This window comes from Streptomyces sp. GB4-14, from assembly GCF_022696125.1.
Lineage (GTDB): Bacteria > Actinomycetota > Actinomycetes > Streptomycetales > Streptomycetaceae > Streptomyces > Streptomyces werraensis.
The window spans coordinates 3,850,481-3,871,697 of sequence record NZ_RZHO01000002.1; the positions used below are offsets into that span (position 1 = coordinate 3,850,481).

At 71.8% G+C, this 21,217-nt stretch carries 18 protein-coding genes, 1 tRNA gene, 1 pseudogene and 1 riboswitch; of the genes and pseudogenes, 16 read left to right on the forward strand and 4 right to left on the reverse strand.

Going from position 1 to position 21,217, the window contains the following annotated elements:
* The first annotated feature begins 20 nt into the window (after nt 1-20).
* The 12 genes from ELQ39_RS19030 (at nt 21) to ELQ39_RS19085 (ending at nt 14,166) form a co-directional block, all read left to right on the forward strand.
* On the forward strand, nt 21-1,517 hold the full coding sequence (locus ELQ39_RS19030) for a protein kinase domain-containing protein (protein WP_277995185.1): 1,497 nt from the start codon (nt 21-23) through the stop codon (nt 1,515-1,517).
* A gap of 150 nt (nt 1,518-1,667) precedes the next feature.
* Entirely contained in the window at nt 1,668-2,315 is a 648-nt protein-coding gene (locus tag ELQ39_RS19035) for a SurA N-terminal domain-containing protein (RefSeq protein ID WP_225626871.1), read from the forward strand.
* A 19-nt stretch (nt 2,316-2,334) separates the two neighbouring features.
* Nucleotides 2,335-3,309, forward strand: coding sequence for a nucleoside triphosphate pyrophosphohydrolase (locus tag ELQ39_RS19040; protein ID WP_242592977.1), 975 nt, complete (start codon nt 2,335-2,337; stop codon nt 3,307-3,309).
* 304 nt (nt 3,310-3,613) lie between these two features.
* Entirely contained in the window at nt 3,614-4,912 is a 1,299-nt protein-coding gene (locus ELQ39_RS19045; RefSeq protein ID WP_242592978.1) for a cytochrome P450 family protein, read from the forward strand.
* A gap of 192 nt (nt 4,913-5,104) precedes the next feature.
* Nucleotides 5,105-6,052, forward strand: a complete 948-nt coding sequence (locus tag ELQ39_RS19050; RefSeq protein ID WP_242592979.1) for a transglycosylase family protein — start codon at nt 5,105-5,107, stop codon at nt 6,050-6,052.
* A gap of 219 nt (nt 6,053-6,271) precedes the next feature.
* Nucleotides 6,272-6,440, forward strand: a riboswitch (cyclic di-AMP (ydaO/yuaA leader).
* Nucleotides 6,441-6,444: 4 nt separating this feature from the next.
* Nucleotides 6,445-7,152: a transglycosylase family protein gene (locus tag ELQ39_RS19055; protein ID WP_225626867.1), complete on the forward strand. Its 708-nt coding sequence runs from the start codon at nt 6,445-6,447 to the stop codon at nt 7,150-7,152.
* Between the two features lie 268 nt (nt 7,153-7,420).
* Entirely contained in the window at nt 7,421-8,710 is a 1,290-nt protein-coding gene (gene eno, locus ELQ39_RS19060; RefSeq protein WP_190002767.1) for a phosphopyruvate hydratase, read from the forward strand.
* Nucleotides 8,711-8,826: 116 nt separating this feature from the next.
* Nucleotides 8,827-9,303, forward strand: coding sequence for an FtsB family cell division protein (locus tag ELQ39_RS19065; RefSeq protein WP_048457335.1), 477 nt, complete (start codon nt 8,827-8,829; stop codon nt 9,301-9,303).
* Nucleotides 9,304-9,331: 28 nt separating this feature from the next.
* Nucleotides 9,332-9,865 (forward strand): DUF501 domain-containing protein, encoded by a 534-nt coding sequence (locus ELQ39_RS19070; protein ID WP_190002765.1) that lies wholly within the window; start codon nt 9,332-9,334, stop codon nt 9,863-9,865.
* Nucleotides 9,862-10,806, forward strand: coding sequence for a Ppx/GppA phosphatase family protein (locus ELQ39_RS19075; protein ID WP_190002764.1), 945 nt, complete (start codon nt 9,862-9,864; stop codon nt 10,804-10,806). Before ELQ39_RS19070 ends, ELQ39_RS19075 begins: the two co-directional genes overlap by 4 nt.
* A 443-nt stretch (nt 10,807-11,249) precedes the next feature.
* The gene (locus tag ELQ39_RS19080) at nt 11,250-12,638 is read left to right on the forward strand and encodes an NAD(P)/FAD-dependent oxidoreductase (RefSeq protein WP_242592981.1); all 1,389 of its coding nucleotides are present in this window, start codon (nt 11,250-11,252) and stop codon (nt 12,636-12,638) included.
* 214 nt (nt 12,639-12,852) lie between these two features.
* A complete protein-coding gene (locus ELQ39_RS19085; RefSeq protein ID WP_242592983.1) occupies nt 12,853-14,166 on the forward strand; it encodes a class I SAM-dependent methyltransferase in 1,314 nt (437 codons plus the stop codon).
* 74 nt (nt 14,167-14,240) lie between these two features.
* Here the strand turns inward: ELQ39_RS19085 and ELQ39_RS19090 are convergent, their stop codons facing one another.
* Both ELQ39_RS19090 and ELQ39_RS19095 read right to left on the reverse strand, forming a co-directional pair.
* Entirely contained in the window at nt 14,241-16,772 is a 2,532-nt protein-coding gene (locus tag ELQ39_RS19090) for an ABC transporter permease (protein WP_242592985.1), read from the reverse strand.
* A 56-nt stretch (nt 16,773-16,828) separates the two neighbouring features.
* Nucleotides 16,829-17,599, reverse strand: a complete 771-nt coding sequence (locus ELQ39_RS19095) for an ABC transporter ATP-binding protein (RefSeq protein ID WP_242592988.1) — start codon at nt 17,597-17,599, stop codon at nt 16,829-16,831.
* 386 nt (nt 17,600-17,985) lie between these two features.
* Here ELQ39_RS19095 and ELQ39_RS19100 point away from each other — a divergent pair.
* From ELQ39_RS19100 to ELQ39_RS19110, 3 genes and pseudogenes are all read left to right on the forward strand, one after another.
* Nucleotides 17,986-18,072: transfer RNA gene (locus ELQ39_RS19100), tRNA-Leu, on the forward strand.
* A gap of 182 nt (nt 18,073-18,254) precedes the next feature.
* Nucleotides 18,255-18,472: pseudogene (locus ELQ39_RS19105) on the forward strand (4-hydroxybenzoate 3-monooxygenase); the annotation flags it as partial.
* A 195-nt stretch (nt 18,473-18,667) separates the two neighbouring features.
* Nucleotides 18,668-19,555 carry a Bax inhibitor-1/YccA family protein gene (locus tag ELQ39_RS19110; protein ID WP_242592990.1) on the forward strand — a complete coding sequence of 296 codons (888 nt, stop codon included), beginning with the start codon at nt 18,668-18,670 and terminating at the stop codon, nt 19,553-19,555.
* 101 nt (nt 19,556-19,656) lie between these two features.
* Here ELQ39_RS19110 and ELQ39_RS19115 read toward each other — a convergent pair whose 3' ends face one another.
* Nucleotides 19,657-19,887: a DUF4287 domain-containing protein gene (locus ELQ39_RS19115; protein WP_033276183.1), complete on the reverse strand. Its 231-nt coding sequence runs from the start codon at nt 19,885-19,887 to the stop codon at nt 19,657-19,659.
* 101 nt (nt 19,888-19,988) lie between these two features.
* On the opposite strand from ELQ39_RS19115, the gene ELQ39_RS19120 reads away from it, so the two are divergent.
* On the forward strand, nt 19,989-20,300 hold the full coding sequence (locus ELQ39_RS19120) for a hypothetical protein (protein ID WP_225641090.1): 312 nt from the start codon (nt 19,989-19,991) through the stop codon (nt 20,298-20,300).
* Nucleotides 20,301-20,363: 63 nt separating this feature from the next.
* Here the strand turns inward: ELQ39_RS19120 and ELQ39_RS19125 are convergent, their stop codons facing one another.
* A complete protein-coding gene (locus tag ELQ39_RS19125) occupies nt 20,364-21,140 on the reverse strand; it encodes a hypothetical protein (RefSeq protein WP_242592992.1) in 777 nt (258 codons plus the stop codon).
* Nucleotides 21,141-21,217: the final 77 nt, after the last annotated feature.

The window sequence follows — 21,217 nt, forward strand, 5'->3', positions numbered from 1 at the left end:
TCGTCGCCGGCCGCTACGAACTGTCCACGCTCATCGGCCAGGGCGGCATGGGACAGGTCTGGACGGCCTACGACAAGCGGCTGGACCGCCGCGTGGCGGTGAAGCTGCTGCGCCCCGACAAGGTGGCAGGACACGAGGCCGACGAGCTGCGCCGCCGCTTCGTGCGCGAGTGCCGGGTGACCGCGCAGGTCGACCACCCCGGCCTGGTCACCGTGCACGACGCGGGCAGCGAGGGCGAGGAGCTGTTCCTCGTCATGCAGTACGTCGACGGCGCCGACCTCGGCGACCACCTCGCCGAGCACGACCCGTACCCGTGGCAGTGGGCGGTCGCGGTCGCCGCGCAGCTGTGCGCCGTGCTCAGCGCCGTGCACGCGGTGCCGATCGTCCACCGCGACCTCAAGCCGCGGAACGTGATGGTGAAGCAGGACGGCACGGTCACGGTCCTCGACCTCGGCGTGGCCTCCGTGATGGACGCCGACACCACGCGTCTGACCCACACCGGCACGCCCATCGGCTCGCCCGCCTACATGGCGCCCGAGCAGGCGATGGGCGGCGCGGTCGGCCCGTACACCGACCTGTACGCGCTCGGCGTGCTGATGCACGAACTGCTCAGCGGCGACGTGCCGTTCTCCGGCTCCACGGCGCTCGGGGTGCTGCACCGGCATCTGTACGAGCCGCCCGTGCCGGTGCGGCGGCTGCGCCCCGAGGTGCCGGAGGCGCTGGAGGCGCTGGTTCTGCGGCTGCTCGCCAAGGACCCGCAGCACCGGCCGGACTCCGCGCAGGAGGTGTACGAGCACCTGGCGCTGCTGCTGCCCTCCCGGGGCACGCCCACCGGCGCCCCGCTGGACCCGACCCGGCCCTTCCTGCGCCCGCACGCGCCCTGGCCGGACCGCGCCAGGACGCCGGCGCCGCAGCCCGCGCCCGCCGCGCCGCCGGCGCCGGCGGCGGAGAAGGCCGACGTGGCCGCCGCCGTCGACGAGGTGAAGCGGCTGCTCGGCGAGGGCCGCATCACCCAGGCCGTCGACATCCTCGGCTCGATCCTCCCGGTCGCCGCCGAACAGCACGGCGAGCACTCCCCGGTGGTGCGCACCCTGCGCAAGCAGTACGCGGCCACGCTCCTCGACGACGGCCAGTACCGGCGGGCCCTGCCCGAGCTGCGCCGCCTCGCCGACGAGCGCGCGGCCGAGGCGGGCCAGGCCGACCCGCAGTCGCTGCGCCACCGCTACGAGGCCGCCCAGTGCCTGGAGCAGCTCGGCGACCCGGCGGCCGCCCTCGCCGAGTACCGCGCGCTGCTGCCGTACTACGAGAACCGGTACGTGGCCGCCGGGGACCCGCAGCAGGCCCACGACGTGCGGCGCCGCATCGGGCATCTGCTGCTCGCCCTCGGCGACCGGGCCGCCGCGCACGACACGCTGGTGCGGCTGCTGCACGACGTCGAGCGCGTCCAGGGGCCGGGGCACCCGCTCGCGGCGGACATCCGGCGCACCCTCCAGTGGCTGGGGCAGGTGCGCGGATAGGGCCCGCGCGGGGGAGACGGCGGGCGCGGCGGTGCCGGAAGTCGCCGTGAATCGTTGGTCGAATGGGTTGGCCAGAGCTTGGCCGATGCCTACCATCGATCACCGCAAGACTTTGTGCACCGCCGCACAAGCTCTCCTCAGGAGGTTTCCTTGCACCGCCGTCGTCGCACCGCGTTCCTCCTCACCGCCGCGATCGCCGCGGCCCCTCTGCTCACCGCCTGCGGGAACGACGCGCACCCCGGTGCGGCGGCCGTGGTCGGCGGGGAGCGGATCACCGTGTCGCAGCTGGAGAACCGCGTCGACGAGGTGCGTGCCGCGCAGCGGAAGGCCGTTCCGGACGAGGCGCAGTACCAGCAGGCCATCGCCCGCACCGGCGGTCTGACCCGCGACACCCTGCACAGCATGGTGCTGGACCGGGTGCTCGAGCGCGCCGCGCGCGACGCCGGGGTGACGGTCTCCGACCGCGAGGTGCAGCGGACGCGGGCCGAGTTCGAGGAGCAGGCCGGCGGCGCGAAGGCGCTGGAGGCCGCCTGGCTCCAGCAGTACGGCGTCCCGCCGCAGCGCCTCGACGACAACCTCCGCCTCCAGGTGACGGCGCAGAAGCTCGCCCAGAAGCTCGGCACCGACACCAGCCGGCCCGAGTTCTGGAAGGCGCTGTCCGACGCGAGCAAGGAGCTCGACGTCGACCTCAACCCGCGCTACGGCGAGTGGGACGCGGAGAAGAGCAGCCGGGTCGACGCGAAGACGCCGTGGGTGAAGGACGTCACCGCCGTGGACGGGCCGCCGCTGGGCCTGTGAGGTGGGCTAGTTTCGAAGGGTGAACGCAACCAGCCCCGCCCCCGGCCGTGTCGTCCTGCTCACCACCAGCCACCGGGTCGCGCCAGGACTGCTGTCCTGGCCCGCCTGGCAGGTCCTGCGCACGGCCGACCGGGTGCTGTGCGCGGACGGCGCCCACCCGCAGCTGCCGTACCTGCGCGAGGCCGGAATAGCCGTCGAGGAGGCCGCGCCCACCGCGGAGGAGGTCGTCGACGCCTGCGCCGGCGGCCGCACGGTGGTCGTCGTCGCGACCGGCGAGGGCGAGCCCGCGCTCACCGACGGACTGGCGCGGATGGCCGGCAGCGGCCGGGTCCGCATGCCCGAGCTGGAGCTGCTGCCCGCCTCCTACGACCTGCCCGGCGCCCGCCTGCTCGACCTGGTCCAGGTCATGGACCGCATCCGCGCCGAGTGCCCCTGGTCCTCGCAGCAGACCCACAAGGGCCTCGCCAAGTACGGCATCGAGGAGGCGTACGAGCTCGTCGAGGCCATCGAGGACGGCGACCGGGACGAGCTGCGCGAGGAACTGGGGGACGTGCTGCTCCAGGTCGTCTTCCACGCGCGCATCGCCGAGGAGCACCCGGAGGAGCCCTTCTCGGTCGACGACGTCGCGGGCGGGATCGTCGCCAAGCTCGTCCACCGGCATCCGCACGTCTTCGGGGAGGAGACGGCGCGGACGCCGGAGGAGGTCAAGGCGCACTGGATGCGGACGAAGGCGGAGGAGAAGCGGAGGGAGTCCGTCACGGACGGGGTGCCGGTGGGGCAGCCGGCGCTGGCGCTCGCCACCAAGCTGGCGTCGCGGGCCCGCTCGGCGGGCCTGTCCGTTCCTCTCCCCTCCGGGGAGGGGATCGGCTACGAGCTGCTGGCGCTGGCCGCGCGGGCGGAGGCGGAGGGGGTGGACGCGGAAGCGGCTCTTCGGGCTGCCGCCCGGGTGTACCGGGACGCGATCCGCGCGACGGAAAAGACCGGGGGCGGCTGACCCACCACCACGGGGGCCCCGCCCCCGAACCCCCGTTCGCGCAGTTCCCCGCGCCCCTCAGGGCCTGAAGGGGCGCGGGGAACTGCGCGCCCAGCCCTCACTCACCCGCACGGGCCCGCCGGCCCGATGCCAGGCCCGTCAGGGCCTGAAGGGGCGCGGGGAACGGCGCGAGCAAGTCCCGCGGACCCGCACATACTCGCGGTGCGAGCCACCCCCTTCCAGGGGCGCGGGGAACTGCGCGCCCAGCCCCCACCCACCCGCACGGGCCCGCGGCCCCGAATCCCCGGCCCGTTAGGGTCACCCCATGCGTGACCAGTCACCCCCCTCCCCGGCCCCCGACCTGTTCACATGGGAGTTCGCGGCCAACCCCTACCCCGCCTACGCCTGGCTCCGCGAGCACGCCCCCGTGCACAAGACGAAGCTGCCCAGCGGCGTCGACGCCTGGCTGGTCACCCGTTACGCCGACGCCCGTCAGACCCTCGCCGACAACCGTCTGTCGAAGAACCCCGCGCACCACGACGAGCCCGCGCACGCGAAGGGCAAGACCGGCATCCCGGGCGAGCGGCAGGCCGACCTCATGACGCACCTGCTGAACATCGACCCCCCGGACCACACCCGCCTCCGCCGCCTGGTCAGCAAGGCGTTCACCCCGCGCCGCGTGGCCGAGTTCGCCCCCCGCGTGCAGGAACTCACGGACGACCTCATCGACCGTTTCACGACGAACGGCGGCGGCACCGCCGATCTCATCCACGACTTCGCCTTCCCCCTCCCCATCTACGCCATCTGCGACCTGCTCGGCGTCCCGCGCGAGGACCAGGACGACTTCCGGGACTGGGCGGGCATGATGATCCGTCACGGCGGCGGCCCGCGCGGCGGGGTGGCGCGGTCGGTGAAGAAGATGCGCGCCTACCTCGCCGAGCTGATCCACCGCAAGCGTCAGGCGCTGCCCGCCGAGCCCGCCCCCGGCGAGGACCTCATCTCCGGTCTGATCCGCGCCTCCGACCACGGCGAGCACCTCACGGAGAACGAGGCCGCCGCGATGGCGTTCATCCTCCTCTTCGCCGGCTTCGAGACGACGGTCAACCTGATCGGCAACGGCACCTACGCCCTGCTCACGCACCCCGGGCAGCGGGAGCGTCTGCAGCGGGCGCTGGCCGAGGGGGACCGCGGGCTGCTGGCGACCGGGGTGGAGGAACTGCTCCGCTACGACGGCCCGGTGGAGCTGGCGACCTGGCGGTTCGCCACGGAACCGGTCGTCATCGGCGGGCAGCGGATCGAGACCGGCGACCCGGTGCTCGTCGTGCTGGCCGCGGCCGACCGGGACCCGGAGCGGTTCACCGACCCGGACACCCTGGACCTGGGCCGCCGCGACAACCAGCACCTGGGGTACGGGCACGGCATCCACTACTGCCTGGGCGCCCCGCTCGCGCGCCTGGAGGGGCAGACCGCGCTCGCCACGCTTCTGACGCGCCTTCCGGACCTCCGGCTCGCCGCGGATCCGGCCGAACTGCGCTGGCGCGGCGGCCTCATCATGCGGGGACTCCGCACGCTTCCGGTGGAATTCTCCCCTCCGCGTTCAGGGCGGAGTTCAGGACACACCTGACCTTCCTGTCCGTGCCCGGGGGCCGACGCGCGGAAACCTGAGACATGCTCAACTCTGTGATCTCCATGTGATCTGCACGGCATGAACTTGTGACAAGTGATCGACTGCCTATACGTTCACCCATCAAGTACGGCGCGCCGCAAGGTTTTGCTCGCCCGTGCCGGTCCTTGCTGCCGAGTGAAAGGCTTCCGCATGCTCTCCGGGAACGGCCGACACCGTCGCCCCCGCCAGGCTCCGGCTCTGCTCGTCGCCGCCGGGGTGACCGGCTCCGCGATCGCGATCCCGCTCCTCGGGGCGGGCGCCGCCAGCGCGGCGGACGGTGAGACCTGGGACCGGGTCGCGGAGTGCGAGAGCGGCGGCTCCTGGAGCCAGAACACCGGCAACGGCTACTACGGCGGCCTGCAGTTGACCCAGGACGACTGGGAGAACTACGGCGGCCTGGAGTTCGCGCCCAGCGCCGACGAGGCCAGCCGCAACCAGCAGATCACCGTGGCCGAGAGGATCCTCGCCGACCAGGGGGTCGGCAAGTGGCGCGCCTGCGGCCTGCTCACGGGTCTGAACCAGGACACCGCGTCCCCGAACGTCGACCCGGGCGTGCCGGACGGTACGGACCGGGACGACTCCGGGACCGGCGGCACCGGCACACCGTCCGGTTCGCCGGAATCCGGTGATTCGTCCGCTTCCCCCTCTCCGTCGGCCACGTCCGGTTCGTCCGGTGAGGTCAAGAGTGGCGCGGACGCCGGCGCCTCCGCCTCCCCGTCCGCCTCCGCCTCCGCCACCCCCGAAGGTGACGAGTCGGACAAGTCGGGGCAGAGTACCGGTTCTTCGGCCGTCACCGGGTCCGAGGACAGCGGCTCGGGCCGTCACCGCGGTCCCAGCGCGCAGGAGGACGCGACCGCCGACGCCGGGACCCCGTCGTCCGGCCGGCACGCCTCGCCCTCCGTGGACACGCCCGCCGGCATCGCCGACGACCGCTACACCGTCCAGAACGGCGACAGCCTGGCCTCCATCGCCGACTCCCTTGCCCTGACCGGCGGATGGACGGCGCTCTACGTGGAGAACCAGCAGGTCATCGGCGACGACCCGGACCTCATCCTGCCTGGCCAGCGGCTCCTGGTGGACGCCGAGACCGCCGAATAGCGGTAGGAAACGGGCGGTCGAAGACGCCTGCGGACGGCGGCAGTTGACGGAGCGATAAGGGCTGAATGTCCGTAATAAGGACTGTGAGAGATAGGTCTCAGAGGCCCTGATCATCTTTGAAATTCCGTCGATCACGTGCTTACGGTCGTGACCGCTCGCCACCGCGGGCCCCGGCTGCCGCCACGCCGAATCCTGCCAGTGGCAGCACGGGAACAGTCGTCGCGTCATGCGCCGTAGGCAGGAGCGGGGGACCCAGGTAAGTGCCGCGACCGGACGGTTGACGTCCGGTACGGCTCGGGGTGAAGCCGCGTCCCGGGAGGGACGTGGCCGGGCAACTCAACCGGCCCGAACCCGACAGCTCACCTCGTAGGCGTCGGTGAGGGGATCCATCCATGCTGTTTTCCGGCAAGGGCAAGCACCGTCGTCCGTCCAAGGCCACTCGCGCCATCGCCATCGCCGGTGTCGCCGGCGCCGCCGTCGCCGGCCCGCTGATGGCGTCCGGCACCGCCTCCGCGGCCACCGCGTCCGAGTGGGACGCCGTCGCCCAGTGCGAGTCCGGCGGCAACTGGTCCATCAACACCGGCAACGGTTACTACGGCGGTCTGCAGTTCTCCGCCTCCACCTGGGCCGCGTACGGCGGCACGCAGTACGCCGCCACCGCCGACCAGGCCTCCAAGGCCCAGCAGATCGAGATCGCCGAGAAGGTCCTCGCGGGCCAGGGCAAGGGCGCCTGGCCGGTCTGCGGCACCGGCCTGTCCAACGCCTCCTACGACGGCGGCTCCGCCGAGGGCTCCTCGCAGGAGTCCGGCTCGACCGAGTCGCGTGAGAGCGAGCAGAAGGCCTCCCGCTCCGCCGAGCGCCAGGCCGCCCCGGCCGCCCCGGCCGAGCAGAAGGCCGAGAAGAAGACCGTGACCACCCCGACCGGCAAGAAGGTCGAGAAGGGCGACGGCGAGTACAAGGTCGTCAAGGGTGACACCCTCAGCTCCATCGCCGCGGAGCACGAGGTCAAGGGCGGCTGGGCGAAGCTGTTCGAGCTGAACGACGACATCGTCGACGACGCCGATCTCATCTACCCGGGCCAGCAGCTGCACCTCAAGTAAGCAGCGACCGCCAGGTCCCTCCCCGTCCCCACGGGCTCCCCGCCCCGGTGCGTTTCTTCCCCCGTACGCACCGGGGCGGGGTCATGTCCGGACGCGTTCCGGTCACGGTTTCCCGAACCGGCTTTGTTCCGTCCGGAAACAATCTATTCTCGGTTCTGTCCATGAGGCGGGCGGCGAGATGGCCGATCGCCCGGAGCCGGTTAGGCTCGGACCCGCAGGGCCCCCGCGGCCCCGCTCACCCGCGTCACATCCCAAGAAGGAGATGCTCGTGCCGTCCATCGACGTCGTCGTAGCCCGGGAAATCCTGGACTCCCGAGGCAACCCCACGGTCGAGGTCGAGGTCGGCCTCGACGACGGCAGCACGGGTCGTGCCGCCGTCCCGTCCGGCGCCTCCACCGGCGCCTTCGAGGCCATCGAACTCCGTGACGGCGACGCCGGCCGTTACCTGGGCAAGGGCGTCGAGAAGGCCGTCCTGGCCGTCATCGAGCAGATCGGCCCGGAGCTCGTCGGCTACGACGCCACCGAGCAGCGCCTGATCGACCAGGCGATGTTCGACCTGGACGCCACCGACAACAAGGGCTCGCTCGGCGCCAACGCCATCCTCGGCGTCTCGCTCGCCGTCGCGCACGCCGCCTCCGAGGCCAGCGACCTGCCGCTGTTCCGCTACCTGGGCGGCCCGAACGCGCACCTGCTGCCGGTGCCGATGATGAACATCCTGAACGGCGGCTCGCACGCCGACTCCAACGTGGACATCCAGGAGTTCATGATCGCCCCGATCGGCGCGGAGTCCTTCTCCGAGGCCCTGCGCTGGGGCGCCGAGGTCTACCACACCCTCAAGAAGGTGCTGAAGGGCAAGGGCCTGGCCACCGGTCTGGGCGACGAGGGCGGCTTCGCCCCGAACCTCGGCTCCAACCGCGAGGCCCTCGACCTCATCCTCGAGGCCATCAAGGAAGCCGGTTACACCCCCGGCGAGCAGATCGCCCTCGCCCTCGACGTGGCCGCCTCCGAGTTCTACAAGGACGGCGTCTACACCTTCGAGGGCAAGGAGCGCTCGGCGGCCGAGATGACCGAGTACTACGCGGAGCTCGTCGACGCGTACCCGCTCGTGTCCATCGAGGACCCGCTGTTCGAGGACGACTGGGAGGGCTGGAAGACCATCACCGACAAGCTCGGCGACAAGGTCCAGCTCGTCGGCGACGACCTGTTCGTCACCAACCCGGAGCGCCTGGCCCGCGGCATCGAGGAGGGCGCCGCCAACGCCCTGCTGGTGAAGGTGAACCAGATCGGCTCGCTCACCGAGACCCTGGACGCCGTCGAGCTGGCCCAGCGCAACGGCTTCAAGTGCATGATGTCCCACCGCTCCGGCGAGACCGAGGACGTCACCATCGCCGACCTCGCCGTCGCCACCAACTGCGGCCAGATCAAGACCGGCGCCCCGGCCCGCTCCGAGCGCGTCGCCAAGTACAACCAGCTGCTGCGCATCGAGGAGATCCTCGACGACGCCGCGGTGTACGCCGGCCGCAGCGCCTTCCCCCGGTTCCGCGCTGCGAACCAGTAGGCACAGCAGGGGCTGACCTCGCCCCCGCAGGAAGCGTCGTACGTACGTCCCCGTACCCGGTCCCGTACCGTGTGCGGGGACGTACGCGTGTATGAGACCGAACGAGAGGCGGGAACATGGCGGTGAAGGACCGGGACCGTTTCTCCACCGCGACCAGGATCCGGCTGATCGGTGAGCAGACCGCGGCCCGGGTCTACCGCTCGCAGACCAAGCGGCAGGCCCGCCGCTCACGGCTGACCGGCCGCGCGGCCCTGCTCGCCCTGGTCCTCTGCTCCCTGGTCGTGGCCCTCGCCTACCCGATGCGGCAGTACGTCTCCCAGCGCGCGGAGATCGCCGACCTGCAGAAGGAGCAGGACGAGACCCGCCGCCGGGTCGAACGGCTGCGCGACCTCAAGGCCCGCTGGCAGGACGACGCCTACGCCGAGCAGGAGATCCGCAGGCGCCTGCACTACGTCATGCCGGGGGAGACCGGCTACATCGTCGTCGACCCGGCCGGCGCCGACACCACGCGCGGCGACCTCCGGGCCGCCGACCGTCCCTGGTACGCCAACGTCTGGGACGGCGTCGACAAGGCCGACGCCGCCGCCCAGTGACCCGACGGAACACCGCAGAAAGACACGTATGGACACCCCTCCGCCCACGACCCCGCGTACCGAGCCCACCGACGCGGACGTCGAGGCCTTCAAGCAGCAGCTCGGCCGGCCCCCGCGCGGGCTGCGCGCCATCGCGCACCGCTGTCCCTGCGGGCAGCCGGACGTCGTGGAGACCGCGCCGCGGCTGCCCGACGGCACGCCCTTCCCGACGCTGTACTACCTGACGTGCCCGCGGGCGAACTCCGCGATCGGCACGCTGGAGGCGAACGGCGTGATGAAGGAGATGACCGAGCGGCTGGCCGCCGACCCGGAGCTGGCGGCGGCCTACCGCGCCGCGCACGAGGACTACATCCGGCGCCGCGACGAGATCGAGGAGCTGAAGAACTTCCCCAGCGCCGGCGGCATGCCGGACCGGGTGAAGTGCCTGCACGTCCTCGTCGCGCACTCGCTGGCCGCCGGGCCGGGCGTCAACCCGCTCGGCGACGAGGCGCTGGCGATGCTGCCGGAGTGGTGGGCCAAGGGCCCCTGCGTGACGCCCGCGGCCGAGGGAGGCGCCCAGTGACCCGGGTCGCCGCGATCGACTGCGGTACGAACTCCATCCGCCTGCTGGTCGCCGACGCCGACCCGGCGACCGGCGAACTCACCGACCTGGACCGGCGGATGACCATCGTGCGGCTCGGCCAGGGCGTCGACCGCACCGGCCGACTGGCCCCGGAGGCGCTGGAGCGCACCTTCGCCGCCTGCCGCGAGTACGCGGAGATCATCGAGAAGCACGGCGCCTCGGAGCACCTGCGCTTCGTCGCCACCTCGGCCTCCCGCGACGCCGAGAACCGCGACGACTTCGTGCGCGGGGTGGTGGACATCCTGGGCGTGGAGCCCGAGGTGATCACCGGCGACCAGGAGGCGGAGTTCTCCTTCACCGGCGCCACCAAGGAGCTGACCGGGCGGGACGACCTGCGCCGGCCGTTCCTCGTGGTGGACATCGGCGGCGGCTCCACCGAGTTCGTCGTCGGCGACGACCAGGTGCGCGCCGCCCGCTCCGTGGACGTCGGCTGCGTCCGGATGACCGAGCGTCACCTGGTGCGGGACGGGGCCGTGACGGACCCGCCCACCGAGGAGCAGATCGCCGCGATGCGCGCCGACATCGAGGCCGCCCTAGACCGGGCGGAGGAGGCGGTGCCGCTGCGCGAGGCGCGGACGCTGGTGGGCCTGGCGGGGTCCGTCACCACCGTGTCGGCGATCGCCCAGGACCTGCCCGAGTACGACTCGGCCGCCATCCACCACTCCCGCGTCTCCCGTGAGCGGGTCCGGGAGATCACCGGGTGGCTGCTGCGCTCCACCCACGCCGAGCGGGCCGCGGTGCCGTCCATGCATCCGGGCCGGGTCGACGTGATCGGCGCGGGCGCCCTGGTGCTGCTGGCGATCATGGAGCGCACGGGCGCCGAGGAGGTCGTGGTGTCCGAGCACGACATCCTCGACGGGATCGCCTGGTCCGTGGCCTAGCTCTCTTTTGTTACCAGTCAGTAGCACTCCGCTGAGCAGTCGGGATAGCGTTTGAGCGGCGCTCCGGGGGGCCTTCGGGCCCCCCGGGACGGACCTCCCCGGGAAAGTTCGTGAAGTTCTTCACAAGGAATTGGCCCCGGGAGGGCGAAGAAGGGGGTCCGATTGACCCGTTCGGGCGCTCAACACCCCTTTGAACACGTTCAGAAGGGGGTCGCGGGGGATTCACGCACACCCCTCGCGCCGACCGCCCGGTCGGCCTCACGGACCGTCCGGGGCCGCAGAGAGGCAGCTCACGCGGCATTGACAACGCGTCAGGCGGGAGTCCGGTTCCCGATCAGGACTGTGATCTGGATCAAGAAGCGCGGGAGTGTAGCACAGGCCCTGCCGGAGCTTGTGAAGGGGCGCACGAGGTACCCCCCTCGGGCGGGTGGATACTCGATGGCATGAGCACCACGGAGCGTCCCAGGATCCTCGTAGTAGGCGGTGGGTACGTAGGCCTGTACGCAGCTCGGCGCATCCAGAAGAAGATGCGTTACGGCGAGGCGACCGTCACCGTCGTCGACCCGCGGTCGTACATGACCTACCAGCCCTTCCTCCCCGAAGCCGCCGCCGGCAGCATCTCCCCGCGGCACGTCGTCGTCCCGTTGCGGCGCGTGCTTCCCAAGGCGGAGGTCCTCACCGGCCGGGTCACCACCATCGACCAGGACCGCAAGGTCGCCACGATCGCCCCGCTGGTCGGCGAGGCGTACGAGCTGCCCTTCGACTACCTGGTGATCGCGCTCGGCGCGGTCTCCCGCACCTTCCCGATCCCCGGCCTCGCCGAGCAGGGCATCGGCATGAAGGGCGTCGAGGAGGCCATCGGCCTGCGCAACCACGTCCTCGAGCAGCTCGACAAGGCCGACTCCACCACGGACGAGGAGATCCGCCGCAAGGCGCTCACCTTCGTCTTCGTGGGCGGCGGCTTCGCCGGCGCGGAGACCGTCGGTGAGGTCGAGGACATGGCCCGGGACGCGGCCAAGTACTACAAGACGGTGTCCCGCGAGGACATGCGCTTCATCCTCGTCGACGCCGCCGACAAGATCCTTCCCGAGGTCGGCCCCAAGCTCGGCGCGTACGGCAAGGAGCACCTCGAGAGCCGCGGCGTCGAGGTCTACCTGTCCACCTCCATGGACTCCTGCGTCGACGGCCACGTGGTGCTGAAGAACGGCCTCGAGGTCGACGCCGGCACCATCGTGTGGACCGCGGGCGTCAAGCCCAACCCGGCGCTGGCCCGCTTCGGCCTGCCGCTCGGCCCGCGCGGCCACGTCGACACCGAGCCGACGCTCCAGGTCAAGGGCACCGACTACATCTGGGCCGCGGGCGACAACGCCCAGGTCCCGGACCTCGTGGGCCGCAAGGCCGGCAACGAGAACGCCTGGTGCCCGCCGAACGCCCAGCACGCGCTGCGCCAGGCCAAGGTCCTCGGCGACAACGTGATCTCCGGCATGCGGGGCTTCCCGCAGAAGGAGTACAGCCACGCCAACAAGGGCGCGGTCGCGGGCCTCGGCCTGCACAAGGGCGTCGCGATGATCGTGATGGGCAAGTTCAAGATCAAGCTCAAGGGCCGGCTCGCCTGGTACATGCACCGTGGCTACCACGGTCTGGCCATGCCGACCTGGAACCGCAAGATCCGGGTCTTCGCCGACTGGACCCTCGGCATGTTCCTCAAGCGTGAGGTCGTGTCCCTGGGCGCGATCGAGTCCCCGCGCGAGGAGTTCTACGAGGCCGCCAAGCCGGCCCCGGCGCCCGCCGCCGCGCAGGAGCCGAGGAAGACCGAGGCCAAGGCCTCCTGACCCGGGCTCATCCCCGGTCACGCACAGGCCGCCCCCGAAGGGGCCGCCCGCCATCCGTGGTGCGGGCGGCCCCTTCGGCGTGCTCCGGGTGACTCCCCGCGGGTTGCGTTTCCGTGTTTTGCCCGAAGATGACGCGCGCCGGGGACTGTCACGGCCGCGCCCAGGTGTTTACGTGGTGTCGACATTCCGGGATCCGGTCACGGAGGTGTACACCATGGCAGACGCCGCCTCGCGGCTGAAAGGCATCCTCGAGCAGTTGCTCGGCGCACCCTTCCCGGTGCGTGTCCGCACCTGGGACGGCTCGGAAGCCGGCCCCCCGGAGGCCCCCGTCCTGGTCGTGCGCAACCGGCGCGCCCTGCGCCGCCTGCTGTTCAAGCCGGGAGAGCTGGGCCTGGCCCGCGCCTGGGTGGCCGGCGACCTGACGATCGAGGGCGACCTCTACACTGCGCTGGGCCTGCTCGCCGGGAGCATCTGGGAGCGCGACGAGGACGCCCGCACCCTCGCCCGGTCCCTGCGCGACCCGGAGTTCCGCTCGGCGGTGCGCCGGCTGCTCGCCATGGCGGGCCCGCCGCTGCCGCCCGCCCCGCCCCGCGAGGAGGTCCGCAGACCCCGCCGCGGACTGCACACCAAGCGCAGCGACAAGCGCGCCATCAGCCACCACTACGACGTCGGCAACGACTTCTACGAGATCGTCCTCGGCCCGTCCATGGTGTACTCCTGCGCCTACTGGCCCGCCCCGCCCCCGGAGTCCACCCTCGAACAGGCGCAGCACGACAAGCTCGAACTGGTCGCCCGCAAGCTCGCCCTGCGGCCCGGGCAGCGGCTGCTGGACGTCGGCTGCGGCTGGGGCTCCATGGCGATCCACGCCGCCCGCGAGCACGGGGTGAACGTCGTGGGCATCACCCTCTCCCAGGAACAGGCCGCGTACGCCCGCAAGCGGATCGCCGAGGAGGGGCTCACCGACCGCGTCGAGATCCGCGTCCAGGACTACCGGGACGTCGCGGACGGCCCCTACGACGCCATCTCCTCCATCGGCATGGCCGAACACGTCGGCTCCGAGCGGTACCTGGGGTACGCGACCGCCCTGCACCGGCTCCTCAGGCCCGGCGGCCGGCTGCTCAACCACCAGATCGCCCGCCGCCCGCAGCGCGACGAGTCGTCGTACCAGGTGGACGAGTTCATCGACGCCTACGTCTTCCCCGACGGCGAACTCGCCCCGCTCGGCACCACCGTCACCCTGCTGGAGCGCGCCGGGTTCGAGGTCCGCGACGTGGAGTCGATCCGCGAGCACTACGCCCTCACCCTGCGCCGCTGGGTCGCCAACCTGGAGGCCGACTGGGCCCGTGCCGTGGCCCTCACCGGTCCGGGCCGGGCCCGCGTCTGGCAGCTGTACATGGCCGCCTCCGCGCTCGCCTTCGAACGCAACCGGATCGGAGTCAACCAGGTCGTCGCGGTGCGGACCCCCGAGTCCGGCGCCTCCGGGATGCCGCTGCGGGCCCGGGTGTGGGGCGCTCCCGGCCCCGCCTGATCCCTACCACGACGCGAAGGGCCGGGCTCCCTGTACGGGAGGCCCGGCCCTCTGTGTGCCGCGTCGCGGCGAGGTCACTCCGCCTTGATCGCGCTCAGCATGTTCAGCCGGGCGGCGTTGCGGGCAGGCCACAGGGCGGCCAGGACGCCCACCAGACCGGCCAGCACCACGAAGATCCCGATCCGGTCCCAGGGCAGGACCAGCGCGTACCCGGGAATCTCCTCGGCGACGGTCTCGCCGATCGCCCAGCCGAGGAACGTGCCGAGACCGATGCCGACCACCGCGCCGAAGACCGAGATGACGACGGCCTCCAGCCGGACCATCCGCTTCACCCGGCGCCGGTCCAGACCGATCGCGCGCAGCATGCCGATCTCCTGCTGGCGTTCGAAGACGGACATCGCGAGGGTGTTGACGACGCCCAGCACCGCGATGATCAGCGCCATCGCCAGCAGCCCGTACATGACGTTCAGCAGGGTGTTGATGGCGCCGCCGAACTCGTCGCGGATGTCCTGCCGGTCCATGACGGTGATCGCCGGGTTGTCGCCCAGCGCGTCGACGAGGACCTGCTCGTTCGCCGCGGTCTGGCCGCCGTCGACCTTCACGAAGATCTGCCGGATGTACGGCTTCGCCTCGTGCCCGTCCACCACGGCGGTGTCGACGAGGACGGGCGAGAGGAACTCGCTGTCCTTGTAGACGGCGCCGACCGTCAGCGTCGCCTTCTTCTCGTCGGCGAAGGTGAAGGGGATGCGGTCGCCGGGCTTCCAGCCCTTGCTCTTCGCCGTGGTCTCGGCCACCGCGATCTGCCCCTCGGCGAGCGTGCCGGCGTCGCCGCTGACGACGTCGACGTTCAGGACCCGCTCGATGTCGCCCGGGGTGACCGCGGAGGCGGACACGTAGTCGTCGCCGGCCTGGAGGTAGGCGTCCTGCTGCGGCGAGACCGCCGAGACGCCCTCGGCCTTCTCGAGCGCGGTCAGCGCGGACCGGTCGAGGTCGCCCCCGTTGGCCATCGTGACCATGTAGTCGGCCTTGATGTTGTCCGTGGTCATCTTGTCGATGGCGGTGCCGACCGTGACGCCGAGCACCGACAGGCCGGTCACCAGCGTCAGTCCGATCGCCAGCGCCGAGGCGGTGGCGCCGGTGCGGCGCGGGTTGCGGACCGCGTTCTGGCCGGCCAGCTTGCCGGCCACGCCGAAAGGCCCGACGAGCAGCGGACGGACGAGTGCGATCACGGGCCGGGACAGCAGCGGGATCAGGATGATCACGCCGATCAGAGCGAGGAACGCCCCCGCGCCGATGTACATCCGGCCGTCGTCGCCGCCGGTCGAGGCGCCTGCCACGATCGCCGCCGCGCCGAGGGCGGTGACGGCCCCGCCGATGGAGTTGCGCAGCACCAGCGACTTGGTGGTGGCCACCGCGTGCACGCTGTTCATCGCCGCCACCGGCGGGATCTTCGCGGCCCTGCGGCCGGGCAGCCAGGCGGCGAACACCGTGATCAGCACGCCCACCGCGAACGCCGAGATCACCGGAGTGGCGGACAGGACCAGCGGGCCGTCAGGCATCTTCATGTCGAACGCCGCCATGCCGGAGCGCAGTCCGACGGCCAGACCGACGCCGAGGACGAAGCCGACGGCCGAGGCCACCAGACCCACCACCGCGGCCTCGGCGAGCACCGAACGGGTGATCTGCCTGCGGGACGCGCCGACCGCGCGCATCAGGGCGACCTCCTTGGTGCGCTGGGCGACCAGCATCGTGAACGTGTTGGAGATCAGGAAGACGCCCACGAAGAGCGCGATGCCCGCGAAGCCGAGCAGGACCTGCTTGAGGTTGCCCATGCCCTGTTCGATCTGGTCGGCCTGCTCGTCCGCGAGCGCAGCGCCGGTCTGCGCCTTCGCGGTGTCCGGCAGCAGCGGCTCGACCGCGGCGAGGATCTCCGCGTCGTCCGCGCCGGGGGCGGCGACGACGGTGGCGTCCTCGAAGTAGCCCTGTCGGAGGTACTGCTTCTGGGCGACGGCGGTGTCGAAGAGGACGAGGCTGCCGCCGGCGTTGACGGCGCCGTCCTCGGTGGTGAACACGCCGCTGAGGGTGTACTCCTTCACCGGGCCGTTGGTGGCGACGCGCACCCGGTCGCCGACCTCGTACTCGCCCTTGGCCGCGGACTCCTCGTCCAGGGCGATCTGGCCGTCCCGCACCGGGCCGGAGCCGTCGGTGAACGTGTACGCGGGGTCCTTGCCGTCCTTGCCGGGCGCGAAGTTCGAGCCCTTGTTGGACCAGCCGACGCCGATCAATTTCCCGTCGGGGTCGGCGACGCCGGCGAAGCCCTCGACGCGCCCGTACACCCCGGCGACGCCGTCCACGGCGGAGATCCGGTCGAGGTCCTTGGCGGACAGGCCGGGCGCCTCCTCGGGGTTGTCCGGGTCGGCGTAGGAGGTGACGGCGACGGCGACGTCGTCGTAGCTCTTCGCCGACTGGTTGCGGAAGGCGTTGGAGAGGGTGTCCGCGAAGACCAGGGTGCCCGACACGAACGCCACGCCGAGCATCACGGCGAGCACGGTCATCAACAGCCTGGCCTTGTGCGCGAAGACGTTGCGCAAGGCGGTACGGAACATGGGTCTTCTCTGTCCAGACGGTACGGGGGAGGGGCGGGCGGGCGGCGGGGGCGGGGTCAGCTGGTGCGGCCCTTGACGTCGAAGCGCTTCATGCGGTCCAGCACCGAGTCGGCCGTCGGCCCGTACAGCTCGTCGACGATCCGGCCGTCGGCGAGGAAGACCACCCGGTCCGCGTAGGCGGCGGCGACCGGGTCGTGGGTCACCATGACCACCGTCTGGCCCAGCTCGCGCACCGAGTTGCGCAGGAAGCCGAGCACCTCGGCGCCGGAGCGGGAGTCGAGGTTGCCGGTCGGCTCGTCGCCGAAGACGATGTCGGGCCGGGACGCCAGCGCCCGCGCCACCGCGACCCGCTGCTGCTGGCCGCCGGAGAGCTGGGCGGGCCGGTGGCTCAGCCGGTCGGACAGACCGACCATCCGGATCACGGTGTCCAGCCACTCCTTGTCCGGCTTGCGGCCCGCGATGTCCATCGGGAGGGTGATGTTCTCCAGGGCGTTCAGCGTCGGCAGCAGGTTGAACGCCTGGAAGATGAAGCCGATCTTGTCCCGGCGCAGCCGGGTGAGCTGCTTGTCCTTCAGCGCGCCCAGCTCGGTGTCGCCGATGCGCACGGAGCCGGAGGAGAAGGTGTCGAGCCCGGCGACGCAGTGCATCAGCGTGGACTTGCCCGAGCCGGAGGGACCCATGATCGCGGTGAACTCGGCCTGCCGGAAGTCGACGGAGACCCGGTCCAGGGCGACCACCTGGGTCTCGCCCTGGCCGTAGATCTTCGACAGCTCCGTGGCACGTGCGGCCACGGCGGTGGTCCGGTCGGCGAGGGGGGCGGTGGTCACGGATGAGCTCCTGTCAGGACGGCGTGTTGCGAGGACACGACCATCGTTCCGTGGCTTCGCCGCCGCGGAGTCAGCCGCAGCTCCGGTTCCCGGGGGCGACTCGGGAGGGAGCGCCGGACGCCGGGTCATACCTGGGGATGACGGGAGACCCCTACCCGGGTCGTCCCCGGAAAGGGTGGGGCGCCCTGTCCCGGACGGTGAAATCCCGTCATTTCACGTGCGGGGGGCCTCGTCGCAGGCAAGGCTGGTGGCACGTGCTGACGGTGCGTTCCGGTGTCTGATGCTCCCTCAGGCGCCAATAAAATAAGACAAGATCGGTCCATCCCGCCGCAGTCGGGGGGAGGGTCACCGATAGGCTCGGAACCGCGAAGCGGGGCCCACGGCCTGCCCGGATGGTGGAATGCAGACACGGCGAGCTTAAACCTCGCTGCCCCTGAGCGGGCGTGCCGGTTCAAGTCCGGCTCCGGGCACCACCACGCCCTCCCCACGCTCGCCCCCGGCTTCCCCGGACGCCCCGCGCGGCCGTTGGCACCCGTATGGGCGTGGTCGGGACCTCGCGTTCGGCCGCGGGCGAAGGGGGACGACCGATGCGCACCACGGTGGGGATCGTGGGGGCCGGTCCTGCCGGGCTGATGCCGGCGCGGCTGCTGCGGCTGGCTCCGCCGAACTGCTCGACGCCTATCCGACGCCTGTCTGTGCCGCGTCCGGCAGGCCGAGCGGTTCTCCCACGACATGACCGCGCTGCTGCACCGCGCCCCCGGCACCACCGCCTTCGACGACCGGCTGCGGCTCGCCCGTCCGGACCGCATCGCCACCTCCCGGTCCGCCGCGGCCGACTTCGCCGAGGGCTACACCGGACTCCCCCTGGAGTGATCACTGTCTCCGGCCGGTTCCGGGCAGGTACCGGCTCGGTACCGGTCCGTGACCGGCCGTGAAGGGAATCACCAGGACGCGTAGCGTGTTGCGCAGCACAACGAGGGAAAGATCCTCCCCAAGCATTAGGGTCATTCCTTTGCCTACCTATTACTCTTGAGCCAAGGCCGCATCGAGTGGCCATGGAGGAGTGAAATGAGGAGCAGCAACCCGGTCTTCTCGCGACGGGGGTTCGGCCGCGACAACGGCTACGCGGGCTTCAACACCGCGCCGCAGGCCGGGGGCCCCGCAGTCGCCACGCAGGCCAACCCGTACGCCCAGCCGACGGGCAACCCGTACGCCCAGAACCCGTACGCGCAGCAGCAGCAGTACGGCGCGCCGCCGCAGGCCCCCGCCGCGACCGGCCGCATGACCATCGACGACGTCGTGATGCGCACGGGCACCACGCTCGGCGTGCTCGTCGTCACCGCCGCGCTCGCCTGGGCGCTGCTGCCGGTCGACGACGCCAACATCGGCCGGTCCTACGGCATCGGCATCGGCGCCGCGCTGATCGCCATGGTCCTGGGCTTCGTGCAGGCGTTCAAGCGCAAGGCGTCGCCCGCGCTGATCCTGACCTACGCCGCCTTCGAGGGCGTGTTCCTCGGCGTCGTCTCCAGCGTCGTCGACAACCGCATCGCCGACGGCGCGGCCATGCAGGCCGTGCTCGGCACCATGGCGGTGTTCGCCGGTGTGCTGGTGGCCTACAAGGCCGGGTGGATCCGCGTCAACCGCCGCTTCTACGGCTTCGTGATGGCGGCAGCCCTCGGCTTCATCCTGCTGATGGCCGTGAACCTGCTGTTCGCGGTGATCGGCGGCGGCGACGGCCTCGGCTTCCGCAGCGGCGCCCTCGGCGTCCTGTTCGGCGTCATCGGCATCATCCTCGGCGCCTGCTTCCTCGCCCTGGACTTCAAGCAGGTCGAGGACGGCATCGCCTACGGTGCCCCGCGTGAGGAGGCCTGGCTCGCCGCCTTCGGCCTCACGCTGACCCTGGTGTGGATCTACCTCGAGTTCCTGCGGCTCATCTCGATCCTCAACAGCGACTGACGCCCCGGCGTCCGCCGCACGGCATGACGAAGGGCCCCGGTTCCGGCCGGGGCCCTTCGCCGTGTCTCCAGGTCCGTTCCGGGGGACGGGCCGGGCGCCGGCTAGAGGAGCCTGCGCGCCGCCCTGCGCAGGTCGTACTCGTGCACGATCGCCTTGGCGTGGCCGTACGCCAGGTCGTACTCGTGCCTCAGCCAGCTGACCTTCTCCTCGAAGCGGACGAGCGCCGGGCCTTCTTCGACGGTGCGCAGCCAGTCGGAGATCTCACGACCGGTGCAGTGCGGGATGCGGGCGAGCATGTTGCGATGGGTCTCTGCGGAGAAGACTTGGGACATCGGCGCCTCCGGACGCTGGGATACAAGCCGGTCCTTCAGGTCACCGTGCCCGAGCACCCGTCCGTTGGCAACAGTCCTGCCGCGCCGCGTACGCTCGCCGCGTGGTTGATACGACGCCCTTCACCCGTGCCGTGGATCATTTCGCCGACCGCCTGCGGGCCGCGCCGCAGAGCCGGCTGCAGCGAGGGGCGGCGGCCGAGGCGCTCGCCCTGGCCAGGGAGTTGGCGCGGCGCACCCAGCTCGTCGAGGAGCCGGGCACCGAGCCGCGCGAGATGCCGGACGCCGGCATGTTCGCCGCCGCTGACCAGATCACCGTCGCCGGACACGACTTCGCCCTCGTGCTCAGAAGCGACGAGGAAGTGGCCGAAGCCGCCCGGCTCGTCGAGGAGGCACGCGAGCGCGCGGGTGTGTGACCCCGCGAGGAGCGTGCGCCGGGCGGTACAGGGGCGCCCCCGGGACGCCGGGGGCATCGGGAACTACAGGGACGCGATGACGCGGTCCGCGAGGATGTAGACGCTGTCCTCGCCGCAGGAGAACGTCAGCGTGTACGCCCCGGAGATGCCGGAGCCGCCCAGCAGGAACGGCTTCTCGCCCGCCCGCAGCGCCTCGGCCAGCCGGTCCGCGGTCTCGCGGTGGCCCGGCGTCATGCACAGCGTGGTGCCGTCGGCGAACACGTACACGTCCAGGGTGCCCAGCGGGCCCGGACGGACGTCGGTCAGCTCGGTGCGCGCGGCCGCCAGCTCCTCCAGCACCTCCACCGTGCGCTCGTGGTCGCTCACGACCGGCGAGGAGTGCGGCACGAAGTCCGGGTGCGAGGGATGACGGCGGCGGGCCGCGGCCAGCTCGGGGGAGTCCCCGGCGTGCTCCTCGGTGTCGGCGCCGGGCTCGGAGACCGGCTCCAGACCCGCGAAATCGGCCTGCCTGGGCAGGAACAGCTCACTGTCGGGCAGACCCAGCAGGGAGGGGCCGTCGAAGGCGTCACGGGCCTCCTGGGCGGCCCAGAACGCCCGCGCCTCGGCCAGCTCGCGCTCCCGCTCCTCGGCGAGCGCCTCCGCGACCGCGGCGCGTATCTCGTCCGGTCCGGCCGAGCGGGCGGGCGGGACCTGGGCACGGCCCGTGGTCCGGCTCCTGGCCAGCTCGGTGTGCAGTGCCGCGACCTGTCGGCGCAGCACCAGCACGCTGCGCAGGACGGCGACGCCCACGGCGCCGGTGGCGGCCGTGGTGATCAGCAGGGCGATCGGCATGGCGCTCACTGACGTACTCCCGGTTCACAGTCGACCCCCGACTTCCTACATCAGCTTGAAGGGCGGACTAACCATCTGTCAGTGCG